Annotated in this window: 14 protein-coding genes; 13 read left to right on the forward strand and 1 reads right to left on the reverse strand. The window is 53.0% G+C overall.

Annotated elements, in window-relative coordinates; translation table 11 throughout:
• Positions 1–77: 77 nt before the first annotated feature.
• The 12 genes from hemW to NST37_RS09420 all read left to right on the forward strand — a co-directional run bounded on the left by hemW (position 78) and on the right by NST37_RS09420 (position 11668).
• Positions 78–1223, forward strand: a complete 1146-nt coding sequence (gene hemW, locus NST37_RS09365; RefSeq protein WP_003390684.1) for a radical SAM family heme chaperone HemW — start codon at positions 78–80, stop codon at positions 1221–1223.
• Positions 1224–1348: 125 nt separating this feature from the next.
• A complete protein-coding gene (hrcA, locus tag NST37_RS09370; protein WP_003390682.1) occupies positions 1349–2377 on the forward strand; it encodes a heat-inducible transcriptional repressor HrcA in 1029 nt (342 codons plus the stop codon).
• A gap of 56 nt (positions 2378–2433) precedes the next feature.
• Positions 2434–3000 (forward strand): nucleotide exchange factor GrpE, encoded by a 567-nt coding sequence (gene grpE / locus NST37_RS09375; RefSeq protein WP_003390680.1) that lies wholly within the window; start codon positions 2434–2436, stop codon positions 2998–3000.
• A gap of 75 nt (positions 3001–3075) precedes the next feature.
• The gene (dnaK, locus tag NST37_RS09380) at positions 3076–4914 is read left to right on the forward strand and encodes a molecular chaperone DnaK (RefSeq protein ID WP_024984575.1); all 1839 of its coding nucleotides are present in this window, start codon (positions 3076–3078) and stop codon (positions 4912–4914) included.
• A gap of 111 nt (positions 4915–5025) precedes the next feature.
• Positions 5026–6162 (forward strand): molecular chaperone DnaJ, encoded by a 1137-nt coding sequence (gene dnaJ / locus NST37_RS09385; protein WP_003390675.1) that lies wholly within the window; start codon positions 5026–5028, stop codon positions 6160–6162.
• Positions 6163–6202: 40 nt separating this feature from the next.
• Positions 6203–7144, forward strand: a complete 942-nt coding sequence (gene prmA / locus NST37_RS09390; RefSeq protein ID WP_339186609.1) for a 50S ribosomal protein L11 methyltransferase — start codon at positions 6203–6205, stop codon at positions 7142–7144.
• An 18-nt stretch (positions 7145–7162) separates the two neighbouring features.
• Positions 7163–7912: a 16S rRNA (uracil(1498)-N(3))-methyltransferase gene (locus NST37_RS09395; protein ID WP_003390671.1), complete on the forward strand. Its 750-nt coding sequence runs from the start codon at positions 7163–7165 to the stop codon at positions 7910–7912.
• A gap of 43 nt (positions 7913–7955) precedes the next feature.
• Entirely contained in the window at positions 7956–9314 is a 1359-nt protein-coding gene (gene mtaB, locus NST37_RS09400) for a tRNA (N(6)-L-threonylcarbamoyladenosine(37)-C(2))-methylthiotransferase MtaB (protein WP_031932412.1), read from the forward strand.
• Positions 9311–9739, forward strand: coding sequence for an NUDIX domain-containing protein (locus tag NST37_RS09405; RefSeq protein WP_031932413.1), 429 nt, complete (start codon positions 9311–9313; stop codon positions 9737–9739). Before mtaB ends, NST37_RS09405 begins: the two co-directional genes overlap by 4 nt.
• Positions 9740–9743: 4 nt before the next feature.
• Positions 9744–10409, forward strand: a complete 666-nt coding sequence (gene deoC, locus NST37_RS09410) for a deoxyribose-phosphate aldolase (protein WP_003390664.1) — start codon at positions 9744–9746, stop codon at positions 10407–10409.
• 199 nt (positions 10410–10608) lie between these two features.
• A complete protein-coding gene (locus NST37_RS09415; protein ID WP_003390663.1) occupies positions 10609–11010 on the forward strand; it encodes a CidA/LrgA family protein in 402 nt (133 codons plus the stop codon).
• Positions 11003–11668 carry an LrgB family protein gene (locus NST37_RS09420; RefSeq protein ID WP_024984571.1) on the forward strand — a complete coding sequence of 222 codons (666 nt, stop codon included), beginning with the start codon at positions 11003–11005 and terminating at the stop codon, positions 11666–11668. The genes NST37_RS09415 and NST37_RS09420 overlap by 8 nt, the downstream gene beginning before the upstream one ends.
• Positions 11669–11687: 19 nt before the next feature.
• Here the strand turns inward: NST37_RS09420 and NST37_RS09425 are convergent, their stop codons facing one another.
• Positions 11688–12626 (reverse strand): Na/Pi symporter, encoded by a 939-nt coding sequence (locus NST37_RS09425; protein ID WP_003390659.1) that lies wholly within the window; start codon positions 12624–12626, stop codon positions 11688–11690.
• Between the two features lie 78 nt (positions 12627–12704).
• On the opposite strand from NST37_RS09425, the gene NST37_RS09430 reads away from it, so the two are divergent.
• A complete protein-coding gene (locus NST37_RS09430) occupies positions 12705–14000 on the forward strand; it encodes a class I SAM-dependent rRNA methyltransferase (RefSeq protein WP_003390657.1) in 1296 nt (431 codons plus the stop codon).
• The last annotated feature ends 64 nt before the right edge of the window (positions 14001–14064 follow it).

Here is a 14064-nt window from a genome sequence, read left to right on the forward strand (position 1 = left end):
TTGCAGATGTTGCAGAATACTAGACCTGACGGTGATGTCAGGTCTTTTGACTTTTCCAATAAAGGAGGGGAAGAATCTTGGCGCCCCAATCTGTTTATATCCACATTCCCTTTTGCACGAATAAATGCTATTACTGCGATTTCAACTCGTTTGTCACCAACAATCCGCAGTTGATTTGGGACTATCTGGACGCACTGGAAAAAGAGATGGAGCTGACCTTTGCCAAATGGCCAGTCCAACAAGTAAAAACGATTTTCGTCGGAGGCGGGACCCCGACGTTTCTCGATCAGGCGCAAATGCGCAGATTCCTCGAGATGGTTGAGAAGCATCTGGGACGGTATGCAGCGCCGGAACTGGAATTTTCGATGGAAGCAAATCCAGGGACGACGGACAAAGAGAAGCTGCGGTTGATGCGGGAGCTGGGAGTGAATCGGCTCAGCTTCGGGGTGCAATCGTTTGATGAAAGCCTGTTGAAGCGTTTGGGACGGATTCACGACGTGGGGCAGGTGTATCAGAGCATCGATAATGCCGTTGCGGCAGGGTTTGACAATTTGACGATTGATCTGATGTTCGGCTTGCCTGATCAAACAGAAGAGATATTCAGGGACACCCTGCAAAAAGCATTTCAATTGCCCACAACCCACTTCTCTGCATATAGTCTGAAAGTGGAGGAGAATACGCTCTTTCATACCTTGTACCAAAAGGATCAGCTGCCGCTTCCATCCGAAGAGACAGAGCTGAATATGTACCTGCTGCTGATCGAGGAAATGGAACGCCACGGCTATCATCAATACGAGATCAGCAACTTTGCCAAGCCAGGATTTGAAAGCAGGCACAACAAGACATACTGGCTTAATGAGGAGTATTACGGTTTGGGAGCGGGCGCGCACGGCTATGTCGATCATGAACGGCATGTCAATGCAGGGCCGCTGGCGATCTATTTGCAAATGTGCCGGGAAGGGTTGCCGCGTGTCGAACAGTTCGCGGTTTCGCCGAAAGAAGCGATGGAGGACCACATGATCATGGGGCTCAGGCTGCGCGAGGGCATCGATGCGGAACAGTTCAGCCGCCGTTTCGGAAAGACCATCATGGAAGAATACGGCCGTATCATAGAAGAAGAAGTAGCAAAAGGAATGCTCGAATGGAGTGACGGGCGGCTGCGCCTGACTCGCACGGCATTGCCGCTTGGGAATGAGGTATTCGCCCGCTTTTTGGGCGATTAGGCAGACAGGAAAAAGGGAAGTCGTTTTTGGGAAAACATTGACAAATTCCTCCCGTATTGATAACTTAATAAATAGATTTAGCACTCGATACATCTGAGTGCTAACAACAGGGAGGCGAAGGCAGCATGTTATCGGACCGCCAACGATTGATTCTCAATGCGATTGTCGATAATTACATTCATTCGGCCGAACCTGTAGGCTCCCGAACCATTTCCAAAAAAGATGGCATCGGCTTTAGTTCGGCGACGATTCGCAACGAAATGGCCGACTTGGAAGAGCTGGGGTATCTGGAACAGCCGCATACCTCGGCGGGAAGGGTGCCCTCCACCAAAGGGTATCGCTTTTACGTAGACAACCTGATCCAGCCGCATTTATTGAACGACCTGGAATTGGGAAAGCTGAAGCAGCTGTTTGCCGAGCGTATTCATCACTTTGAACAGGTGATCGAATACACCGCTCAAATTCTTTCTCATGTGACCAACTACACGGCTATCGTGCTCGGTCCGGAGATCTTTGAGCATCGGCTGAAACATATTCAAATCGTTCCCTTGAACGAAGAACAGGCAGTAGCCATCGTGGTGACCAATACTGGTCGTGTGGAAAACAAGCTGATCGATCTGCCAAAGGGCGTCCGGCCGCAGGAGATTGAAAAGCTGGTCAACATCTTGAACACCAAGCTGTCTGATGTTCCGCTGTGGCAGCTGCGGCAGCGCCTTTATCAGGAAATAGCAGGCGAGATGAGACGTCACGTAGAGCAGTACGAAGAGATGCTGCATATCCTGGAAGACTCTTTGACCCGGGAAGAAAAAGAACGCGTCTATTTGCGCGGAGCGACCAAGATCATGAACCAGCCGGAGTTTCGCGATGTCGATAAGGTGAAGGATATTCTTGAGCTTCTGGAGCGAAATGACCAGCTGATTCATTTGTTCGGAGCGCCCGCGGAAGGGCTGACTGTCCGGATCGGGCAGGAAAATCAGTTGGATGCCATCAAGCAGTGCAGCATCATTACGACATCCTATTCTTTGGGCGGAAAGCCTGTGGGGATGGTTGGAATACTTGGGCCTACCCGAATGGAATACAGCAAAGTCATCACCGTGTTGAATTACCTGGCGGAAGGTCTCTCGCAAATGCTGACATCAGAATTTGAGAAATAGGAATATGGGAACGTCTCGGCCGTAGTGCCTCGGCGGTCACAGGAGGTATTTGAATCTTGAACGATGAAAAAATGACCCAGGATGTTTCACCAGACAACGCAGCAGAAGAGACGACTGACAAAGCGGAGCAAACCGTCGATCCTGCTTCCGAGCAAGCGGAACAGATCGATTGGCAGCAGGAAGCGGAGCGCTGGAGAGCGCAGGCAGAAGAGAACAACAACCGCCTGTTGAGAGCGATGGCAGACATGGAAAACATGCGGCGCCGCCTGAGAAAAGAACAAGAGGATCTGGCGAAGTACGCCTCGCAAAAAGTGGTGGAGGAGCTGCTGCCTGTACTGGACAACTTTGAAAGGGCGCTTTCTGCCGACAAAGAGGCGATGACTGTCGAATCGCTTTTGACTGGTGTCGATATGGTGTACCGCCAGATGGTTCAAGTATTTGAAAAGGAAGGACTTGCACCCATTCCGGCGAAGGGACAGCCTTTTGATCCCCATGTTCACCAGGCGGTCATGCAAACGGAGGATCCTGAGTACGGATCCGGCGTGGTTGTTGAAGAGCTGCAAAAAGGCTATCAATTCAAGGACCGTGTCATTCGTCCTGCCATGGTGAAAGTGAACGCCTAGCCGATTTTCTTTTTTTAGCGTCATACAGCAAGCATGAATAACTAGTGAGTGAAGTCGTGAGGAGGATTTTACAGTATGAGTCGTGTAATCGGTATTGACTTGGGAACAACAAACTCTTGCGTAGCAGTTATGGAGGGCGGCGAGCCTGTCGTTATCCCCAATCCCGAAGGCAACCGTACCACACCTTCCGTAGTTGCTTTCAAAAATGGCGAGCGTATCGTAGGTGAAGCGGCGAAACGCCAGGCGATCACCAATCCAGACAACACCGTCATGTCAGTCAAGCGTTACATGGGGACAAACCACAAGGTGACACTGGAAGGAAAAGAGTATACGCCGCAGGAAGTATCGGCGATGATTTTGCAAAAGCTGAAAGCCGACGCGGAAGCGTACCTCGGTGAAACGGTCACCAAGGCAGTTATTACGGTTCCAGCCTACTTCAACGACAGCCAGCGCCAAGCGACCAAGGACGCCGGCAAAATCGCCGGTTTGGAAGTTCTGCGGATCGTGAACGAGCCGACTGCGGCTGCACTGGCATACGGAATGGAAAAGACGGAAGACCAGACTGTCCTCGTATACGACCTGGGCGGCGGTACGTTTGACGTTTCGATTCTTGAGCTTTCAGAGGGCTTCTTCGAAGTAAAAGCAACTTCCGGCGACAACAAGCTCGGTGGTGACGATTTTGACCAGGTGATTATCGATTACCTCGTGAGCGAGTTCAAGAAGGAGCACGGTATCGATCTGTCCAAAGACCGCATGGCTCTGCAACGTCTGAAGGATGCTGCGGAAAAAGCGAAAAAGGACCTCTCCGGCGTTTTGACGACCACGATCTCTCTGCCGTTCATCACAGCAGACGCAACTGGTCCGAAACACTTGGAACTCAACCTGACCCGTGCGAAATTCGAAGAGCTTTCCGCTCACCTCGTGGAACGCACGATGGGCCCAACCCGTCAGGCGCTGCAGGATGCGGGTCTTTCCGCAAACGAAATTGACCGCGTTATCCTCGTAGGGGGCTCTACCCGGATTCCGGCCGTACAGGAAGCGATCAAGAAGTTTACCGGCAAAGAACCGCACAAAGGTGTCAACCCGGATGAAGTCGTCGCACTGGGTGCTGCCGTGCAAGCGGGCGTTCTGACCGGTGACGTGACAGACGTTGTTCTGCTTGACGTAACCCCGCTGTCTCTCGGTATTGAAACGCTGGGCGGCGTATTTACGAAGCTGATTGAGCGCAATACGACGATTCCGACCAGCAAATCGCAGGTGTTCTCTACGGCTGCCGACAACCAGACATCCGTGGAAATCCACGTGCTGCAAGGGGAGCGCCAAATGGCGGCAGACAACAAAACACTCGGCCGCTTCACGCTCTCCGATATCCCGCCGGCTCCTCGCGGCATCCCGCAAATCGAAGTATCCTTCGATATCGACGCCAACGGCATCGTAAACGTTCGCGCGAAGGATATGGGTACCGGCAAAGAGCAGCGCATTACGATCACCTCCAACTCCGGTCTGTCCGATGAAGAGATTGAACGCATGGTAAAAGAGGCCGAATTGAACGCCGAGGCCGACAAACAGCGCAAAGAAGCGGTAGAAGTCCGCAATGAAGCCGACCAGCTCGTGTTCACTACCGAGAAAACCTTGAAGGAAGTAGAAGGCAAGGTAGATCAGGCTGAAATCGATAAAGCGAATGAAGCCAAGGATAAGGTGAAAAAGGCACTCGAAGGTGGAAACCTGGACGAGATCAAGACAGCCAAGGACGAACTGTCCCAGATCATTCAGCAAATCTCCGTGAAACTGTATGAGCAGGCTGCACAAGCAGCTCAGGCCGCACAGGGAGCCAATGCCCAGGATGCATCCGGCGATGCGAAAAAAGAGAATGTCGTAGACGCTGACTACGAGGTTGTCGACGACAAGAAGTAAGCGAATGATAGCGAGAAAAGAAGTCAAAGTCACGGAACGCTGACTTTGACTTTTTTTCGAGTCTGTCACATGCTATGATAACAGTTGACTGTCATGGGAGTGATTCAGGAGATGAAACGGGATTATTACGAGGTACTGGGAGTCTCCAAGGATGCGGATACCGAGGAAATCAAGAAGGCGTACCGCAAACTGGCTCGCAAGTACCACCCCGATGTGAATAAAGAGGCGGATGCCGAAGCGAAGTTCAAGGAAGTAAAGGAAGCGTACGACGTTCTGTCCGATTCGCAAGCTCGCGCCCAGTATGACCGCTTTGGCCACCAGGACCCGAATCAGGGCTTCGGCGGCGGTGGATTTGGCGGCTTCGACGCGAACAATATGGGCGGCTTTGGCGACATCTTCGACATGTTCTTTGGCGGCGGCAGACGTGCCAATCCAAATGCTCCGCGCAAAGGCTCGGACCTGCAGTTTGGGCTGTCCATCGATTTTACGGAGGCCGTTTTCGGAAAAGAGACAGATGTTGAGATTCCGAAAGAAGCCGAGTGCGATACTTGTCACGGCTCCGGAGCCAAACCGGGTTCCGGCGTTGAAACCTGCCATACGTGCAAGGGGACGGGTCAGCAGGAAGTGGCCGCGAATACGCCGTTTGGACGGATCGTCAACCGGCGCGTTTGTCCGACCTGCGAGGGCAAAGGGAAGGTCGTCAAAGAGAAATGCACCTCCTGCAAAGGCGCAGGTCGGGTCAAGATTCGCCGCAAAATTCACCTCAACATACCGGCCGGTGTGGATGACGGTGCCCAGCTTCGCGTTTCCGGCGAGGGAGAGCCTGGCTTCAACGGGGGGCCTCCGGGAGACTTGTACGTCGTCTTGCGGGTAAAAGCGCACGAGTTTTTTGAACGTGAAGGGAACGATATTTACTGCGAGGTGCCGATTACCTTTGCCCAAGCGGCACTGGGAGACGAGATCGAGGTACCGACTGTTGACGGTCGTGTCAAGCTGAAGATCCCGGCTGGTACACAATCGGAGACCTTTTTCCGCCTGCGCGGGAAGGGTGTGCCGTTCTTGCGCGGAAACGGCCGCGGGGATCAGCATGTAAAGGCGCGCGTCGTCACGCCAAAAAAGCTGACAGACAGGCAAAAAGAACTGCTCCGGGAGTTTGCGGAGCTGTCGGGCGAGTCGCCTGGACATCCGGCATCGGAAGACAACGAGAGCTTTTTTGAAAGAATGAAACGCGCATTTCGCGGAGAGTAGTTTTGCCCAAGGAAAAGAGTAAATGGGGAGTTGGTAGTTCATGAAATGGTCTGAAGTTAGTATCCATACTACAGCGGAGGCAGTAGATGCAGTGTCCAATCTTCTATACGAGATGGGAGCCAACGGGGTTGTGATCGAAGACCCGGAGGTGCTGCATCGCGATTGGGATACCCCATTTGGTGAGATCTACCAGCTATCCCCGGATGATTTTCCGGCCGAGGGCGTATTCGTCAAAGCGTATCTGGCGGCAGACAGCAGTACGCTCGGAGATATGCTGAGCGAGTTGAAACAGCAGCTGGACGAGTTGACAGGTTATGGCTTGGATATCGGAAAGGGCACGATTGCCGTAAACGATGTTCACGAAGACGAGTGGGCCCACGCCTGGAAAAAGTACTATAAGCCGGTGCATGTTTCCGATCGCATGACGATCAAGCCGGTTTGGGAAGAGTATCAGCAAAAGAGTCCGGATGAAGTCATCATCGAGATGGACCCGGGAATGGCTTTTGGAACGGGTACACACCCTACCACCATTCTTTGCCTGCGGGCCTTGGAAAAATATCTGCAGCCGGGGGACCGCGTATTTGACGTCGGGACCGGTACGGCTATTCTCAGCATCGCAGCGGTCAAATTGGGTGCTGAGCACGTTTTGGCTATGGACTGGGATGAGGTGGCTGTCCGTTCCGCACAGGCAAATACGGAGCTGAACGGAGTCGATGAGAAAATTACGGTCAGACAGAACAACCTGCTGGAAGGCGTCGATGGACCGGTAGACCTCGTCGTCGCCAACATTTTGGCTGAGATCATCGTTCGTTTTACAGATGACGTCTACCGCGTACTCAAGCCGGAGGGAACGTTCATTGCCTCAGGCATCATCGAAGCCAAAGCGCAAGAAGTGAAAAACGCGATGGCTGCATCCGGTTTGGAGATCGTGGAAACCATTTTCATTGATGATTGGGTAGCCATTACAGCAAAAAAAAGATAAAATAGTGAGGTTAGCGGGATGCAAAGATATTTTGTCGAGCCGCACCTGTTCTCCGAACGAGAGGTCACCATTACAGGCGATGACGTTCATCATATCGTAAATGTGATGCGGGCAAAAAGCGGCGAGGAGATCATCGTCAGCGATGGAGCAGGACGTTCCGCGATTGTTCGCATCGATTCCTTGTCCGGCAAGGAAGTAGTGGCAACTGTTGTGGAGCTGCTTCGCGAACAGCGGGAGCTCCCGGTGCAGATCACGATTGGACAGGGTTTGCCAAAAGGTGAAAAGATGGAGTGGGTCCTGCAAAAGGGAACGGAATTGGGAGCGTTCGCTTTTTTTCCTTTTTCCTCCGAGCGGACCATCGTCAAGCTGGACGCCAAGAAAGAGGCGAAGAAGCTGGACCGCTGGCGCAAGATTGTCAAGGAAGCGGCGGAACAGTCGCATCGCAGTATCTTGCCGGAGCTGCTGGCACCAGTCACGTTCAGACAGATCGTGGAGGAATCATCGCGCTACACCCGTGCGGTGATTGCATACGAAAAAGAAGGCGGTACAACACTGCATGAGGTTTTGCCGGCACTGATGCCGGGCGACTCGCTGCTGGTCCTGATCGGACCGGAGGGAGGTTTTTCCCCGGAGGAAGTAGCAGCGGCTGAAGCTGCCGGAATCCGGTCCATTTCCCTTGGTCCCCGTATCTTGCGGACGGAAACAGCTTGCCAATACGTGCTGGCGGCGGCATCTTATCAGTTTGAGCGTACCTTGGGCCAATCATAAAAAATTTCAATCGTTTATGGATAGAGTGAAAGGAGGAGGCGCAATGTCTACGGTTGCTTTCCACACATTGGGTTGTAAAGTGAACAGCTACGAGACGGAAGCGATCTGGCAGCTGTTTAAAAACAGTGGCTACGAGCGGGTTGATTTTGAACAGGATGAGGCAGACGTTTACGTTATCAATACATGTACAGTTACCAACACCGGAGACAAGAAGAGCCGTCAGGTCATTCGCCGTGCGATCCGCCGCAATCCTGACGCCATTGTCGCTGTTACCGGTTGCTATGCGCAAACCTCCCCGAGCGAAATCGCTCAAATTCCGGGAGTAGACATCATTGTCGGAACTCAGGGGCGCGAGAAGCTGATCGAGTATGTGGATCAGATCCGTTCTGAGCGCAAGCCGATCAACGCAGTAGCAAACATCATGAAAGCGCGCGAATTCGAGGAGTTGGACGTACCCAACTTTACCGACCGCACGCGGGCTTCGCTGAAAATTCAGGAGGGCTGCAACAACTTTTGCACCTTCTGCATTATTCCATGGGCGCGGGGCCTGATGCGTTCCCGCAAACCGGAAAGTGTCCTTGAGCAAGCGAGACAGCTGGTTGCGGCGGGGTACCTGGAGATCGTTTTGACCGGTATCCACACAGGCGGCTACGGGGAAGATCTGGAAGATTACAACCTGGCCAAGCTGCTTGTCGACCTGCATCAGGTAGAAGGCTTGAAGCGCATCCGCATCAGTTCGATTGAAGCGAGCCAAATCACGGATGAAGTGATCGACGTAATCAATCATTCAGACCGCGTCGTGCGCCATCTGCACGTACCGCTTCAGGCCGGCGACGATGACGTGTTGAAACGGATGCGCCGGAAATACACCACGGCAGAGTTTTATGAAAAAATGGTCAAGGTTCGCGAGGCGCTGCCTGGCGTTGCTTTGACAACAGACGTGATTGTCGGCTTCCCAGGTGAGACGGACGAGCAATTCCGCAATGGATACGAGTTCATTCAAAAGATCGGCTTTGCCGAGCTGCATGTGTTCCCGTACTCGATGCGGACAGGTACTCCAGCGGCACGGATGACCGATCAAATTCCGGAAGAAATCAAGCACGAGCGCGTAACCCAGCTTCTGGGGCTGAACCGAGAGCTGACGCTTCAATACGCCCAGCAATTTGTCGGAGAGGTCCTGGAGGTTATTCCTGAGCGTCCTTACAAAGAAGCGCCCGAAAGCGGCCTCTTGATGGGGTATTCGGACAATTATCTCAATCTCGTTTTCCCTGGCGATGAATCCATGATCGGCAAGATTTGCAAGGTACGGCTGGATGAAGCAGGCTCTGAATACTGCAAAGGCACGTTTGTCCGCGTTCTGGACACACCGATCCCGATGCAGTTGAAGGAACACGTGGGATGAAGGAAATCTCTGCTGGCGGCGTCGTCTACCAAGCAACAGACAGCAACCTGCTGATCATGCTGATAGAAGATCGCTACGGAAAAGTTACACTCGCCAAAGGGAAGCAGGAACTAGGGGAAACGATTGAGGAAACAGCTCTCCGCGAGGTACTGGAGGAGACTGGGGTGAGAGGGCGTCTGGGAGAAAAGCTGGACACCATCTATTACGACTACCATCATCCTGTCACGGGAGAACTGGTCAATAAAGAGGTCCACTATTATCTGGTAGAAGCGTATTCTACCGAGATCGTTGTTCAGGAGGAAGAGATCAACGCTGTCCATTGGCATTCTCCGGATGAGGCGTGGGCGCTGCAGCAAAAGCGCGGGTACCGGAACAACGATAATGTGCTTCGCCTAGCTTTGCACCATTTCGGGATTGAGGTGTAGGAATATGAAATTGAACAAGTATATCGACCATACCCTGTTAAAGCCTGATGCGACCGCTGCGATGATTGACAAGCTGTGCGCGGAAGCAAGAGAACATGATTTTGCCTCGGTTTGCGTAAATCCTTACTGGGTCAAACGCTCTGCCGAACTGCTGGCGGGAACGGATGTAAAGGTGTGCACGGTCATCGGATTCCCTCTCGGGGCAAACTCGACGGCAGCCAAGGCAGCGGAAACCCGCGATGCGATTGCGAACGGTGCGACGGAAGTTGACATGGTCCTGAATATCGGTGCACTCAAATCAGGTGATCTTGAGGCCGTCAAGCAGGATGTAGCCGCCGTGAAGGAGGCTTGTGGCGATGTACTCCTGAAAGTGATCCTGGAAACGGGGCTTTTGACCGAGGAAGAAAAAGTAACGGCTTGCAAACTGTGCGTCGAAGCAGGAGCAGATTACGTAAAGACTTCTACCGGTTTTGGTCCGGGCGGCGCGACTGTCGAAGATATCGCACTTATGCGGAAAACGGTCGGGCCCGAAGTAGGTGTAAAAGCTTCCGGCGGTGTCCGTGATCGTGCTGCAGCACTTGCCATGATCGAAGCAGGAGCCACTCGCATCGGCGCCAGCTCCGGTATCGCGATTGTAAACGGTGGGGAAGCAGCGGGAAGCGGCTACTAAACAACGGAAAGCCTGACCGTTTGATGGTCAGGCTTTTTTTATTCTTTTACGAGGCTGCTGCAGTCTGTTTTCTGTTATACTTTTGCAACAGATGTCACCATCTAACGGAATTTCAGCCCGGCAAGGCGTGTTTGCCCTAAGCCGGGCACAGTTGTTTGTCATAGGGAGATTAGATAAGGAGAGAGGAGAGCGAGTTTTCGTGAAGACCATCAAAGGCATCATTTTGCTGCTCGCCTTTTATGGGATCGGAACGATGGCGAGCCAGTGGCTTCACATTCCACTGCCGGGAAACCTTCTGGGAATGCTCCTGCTGACGCTTGCCCTGATCACCGGGGTTGTCAAGCTGGATTGGGTAGAAGAAGCAAGTCATTTGCTGATTCGCCATATGATGCTGTTTTTTGTGCCGATTCTGGTAGGAGTCGCATCCTATTTACAGACAGTAGCGCAAAATCCGCTGCCGCTGATTTTGGCGATGGTGCTGGGGCCCGCTTTTGTCATGATTGTATCCGGGAAGGTGATCCAATGGTATCTGGATCGGAAACGGGAAAAGACGGCTGCTCCGACCCCGGCAGAAGCAGAGAGGAGGTCGCTGGATGCTTAGTCCATTGCTTGCGATAATCGTAACGCTGGCGGCCTATAAGATGGCGATGTATGCCGCTGCGCGTTTTCCTATTATCCAGCCCGTTTTGGTGGCATCGGTTTGCGCCTGGTTTATCTGGTGGGTCATCAATGGCGACTGGGATGCTTATCGGCTGGGGGGAGACTGGATTTCCTTCTGGGTAGGCCCGGCCACAGTGGCGCTTGCTGTTCCCCTGGCCAAACAGATACGCGAATTTGCCCACATCTGGCGGGGCGTGCTGCTTGGCGTCGGGGCTGGCTGCGCAGTCGCGATACTCACTGTCTTTGGAGTGGGCTTGCTGTTTGGAACGGATGATGTGCTGACAAAAAGCATGCTGACCAAATCGGTCACGACACCGATCGCGGTTGAGCTGAGCAAAAACATCGGCGGAGTCCCCGCATTGGCCGCATTCTTTACAGCGCTGACCGGGATTGTCGGCATCGCTTTTGCCCGTCCGCTGCTTGCGCTAGTCGGGGTGAAAGATGACTGGGCGATCGGTATTGCCGTCGGAACGAGCGCACATGCGATCGGAACGGCAAGTCTGAACCGCGTTTCCCAAGTCCAGACCGCTGCCTCCAGTGTAGCGATGATTATGGCCGGAGTTGTCACCGCCATTTATTTAATTCCTTTCTCACTCTGATTTTACGCCAGAAACGCGTTTACGTCCTTTTTTTGTCAGGGACCATCCACCTGACGAACGCAGCAATTTGACGAGTAAAGGGCAGGGCAGCCAGCGAGCAGATGACATTGAAGATCGTCTGCGAATGAGCGATCTGCATCGAGGGACTGTCCGTTAAAAATGCGCTGACCAGGGCAAGCTGAGAAAGAAACGGCAAAAACAGGAGAGCACCGGCAACGTTGAACAAGGTATGGCACCACGCCACCTGTCTGGACGCAGCATTCGTTCCAAAGCTCGCGATCACGGCGGTAAAGCACGTGCCGATGTTGGCCCCAAGCACAATCGCCAAGGCCGTCTCCATCGAGAGAATGTGATGGGACATCAGCCCCATTGTAATTGCGGTGGTAGCCGAGCTGCTGTGGATCAACGCCGTAAAAATCGTACCCGTGAGTAAACCGAGCCAGATGGAATGGCTGCTTTCCAGAAACAAGGCGCGAAACGTATCGGACTGTTGGAGCGGTCCGGCCATGACCTGCATCGTGTCAATGCCGAGAAAGATCAAGCCAAAGCCCGCTACGACCAGCCCGATACAGCGCGGCAGCCGGCGCGGCAGAAGCCACATGGCGACGCCTACCAGCAGCATCGGCACGGCAAAAGACTCGAGGCGAAGGGCAATCAATTCAGTCGTTACGGTCGTCCCAACGTTTGTTCCGAGAATGATTCCCACCGTCTGGGCGAAGCCGATCATGCCTGCGTGCGTAAGTCCGATGGTCAAGACCGTTACCGCGCTGGAGCTCTGCAGGACAAAGGTGGAGAGCAGCCCCACCCAAAAGCTGTGCACAGGAGTACGGGTAAAACGGGCTAGCCAATCAGCCATGCGTTTGCCGGCCAGATTCTGAAAGCCGGTTCGCATGGCGTACATACCCAATAGAAAAAAGCTCAGTCCAAACGTAAAGGGAGCGAGGACAGCACCGATCACAAGCGATCCTCCTTACCTGTCGGGTTATATATTACGCTATGCCTGTACCGAGACGAGCATGACAAGGAGGATCACCAAGTGGCACAAGTGAAGCTTCATCAACACAGGAAAAAACGGCTGGAAACGGGACATCCGTGGATTTTTCAGTCAGAGGTAATGGAAATTGCAGGAGAGGTCGAACCGGGGGATATAGTAGAAGTGACGAACCACAAAGGTCACTTTTTGGCAAAAGGATATATCAACCCCTCCTCGCAAATGATCGTGCGCATTCTCAGCTACGACCCGCAGGAAACGATCGACTATTCTTTTTTCCTGCGCCGGATCAGACAAGCTGCCGAGTTTCGTACCCGATTTGTGGATAATCCGCGGGCCTGCCGGGTGATTTATGGAGAAGCAGACTTTTTGCCAGGATTGATCGTCGATCGCTACGAAGACATTTTGGTCGTCCAAATTCTTTCGCTCGGGATGGAAATGCGCCGGGAATGGATTCGGGATGCATTGGTTGAGGTATTTGCGCCGACGGGCATCTATTTGCGAAATGACGTGCCTGTCCGTGAGCTGGAGGGCCTGACCCAAAGCAAAGAAGTGATGTATGGCAAATGTCCGCGGGAAGTGACGATCGAAGAGAATGGATTAAAGTATGTAGTCGATATCGTAGAGGGACAAAAAACCGGATTTTTCTACGACCAACGGGAAAATCGTGCGGCAATCGCTCCTCTGATGAAAGGCTGGGGAGAGGCTCACGGAATTACGATGCAGGAAGTGGACGTAGATGGGGAAAAGATGCTTATCCCTGTAGACCGCAGGGGGAAAATCGTCAAAAATCCGTTTTGGGATGGAGCGGAAGTGCTGGAGTGCTTTACCCATACCGGTTCCTTTACGTTGAACGCCTGCAAGCACGGTGCGAAAAAAGTGACGGCCCTCGATATTTCCGAACTTGCGATTGAGACAGCCAGACGGAATGTCGCATTGAACGGTTTCCTGCATCGTGTCGATTTTGTCACAGCCAATGCCTTCGACTATTTGCGGGAGAGCGTAGAGGCCAAGCGTTCATGGGACGTCGTAATTTTGGACCCGCCAGCGTTTGCGAAGTCACGGGGAGCGGTTAAGGGTGCCTGCCGCGGGTACAAAGACATCAATCTGCATGGGATGAAGCTGGTGAGGCCGGGAGGGTTTCTGGTGACCGCATCGTGCTCCTATCACATGTCTCCCGAGCTCTTTTTGGAAACGATTCAAGAAGCGGCGGTGGATGCGAAGAAAATTTTGCGGCTGATCGAATGGCGGGGAGCGGGAAAAGACCATCCGCAAATCAGCGGCGCAGAAGAAGCCCATTACTTGAAATTCGCCATTTTTGAAGTGCGCGATCGAAAATAGCCATGCGGTAGGCAACAAAAAAGAGCGGGAGCGTATGTCCCGCTCAGGCTGTCGAGAAAGTCGA

This window comes from Brevibacillus sp. FSL K6-6036 (genome assembly GCF_037964015.1).
Lineage (GTDB): Bacteria > Bacillota > Bacilli > Brevibacillales > Brevibacillaceae > Brevibacillus > Brevibacillus borstelensis.

Coding starts and splice junctions, on each gene's coding strand:
- hrcA (WP_003390682.1), top strand. CDS start 1,349: ATGTTATCGGACCGCCAACGATTGATTCTCAATGCGATTGTCGATAAT.
- dnaK (WP_024984575.1), top strand. CDS start 3,076: ATGAGTCGTGTAATCGGTATTGACTTGGGAACAACAAACTCTTGCGTA.
- dnaJ (WP_003390675.1), top strand. CDS start 5,026: ATGAAACGGGATTATTACGAGGTACTGGGAGTCTCCAAGGATGCGGAT.
- prmA (WP_339186609.1), top strand. CDS start 6,203: ATGAAATGGTCTGAAGTTAGTATCCATACTACAGCGGAGGCAGTAGAT.
- NST37_RS09395 (WP_003390671.1), top strand. CDS start 7,163: ATGCAAAGATATTTTGTCGAGCCGCACCTGTTCTCCGAACGAGAGGTC.
- mtaB (WP_031932412.1), top strand. CDS start 7,956: ATGTCTACGGTTGCTTTCCACACATTGGGTTGTAAAGTGAACAGCTAC.
- NST37_RS09405 (WP_031932413.1), top strand. CDS start 9,311: ATGAAGGAAATCTCTGCTGGCGGCGTCGTCTACCAAGCAACAGACAGC.
- deoC (WP_003390664.1), top strand. CDS start 9,744: ATGAAATTGAACAAGTATATCGACCATACCCTGTTAAAGCCTGATGCG.
- NST37_RS09420 (WP_024984571.1), top strand. CDS start 11,003: ATGCTTAGTCCATTGCTTGCGATAATCGTAACGCTGGCGGCCTATAAG.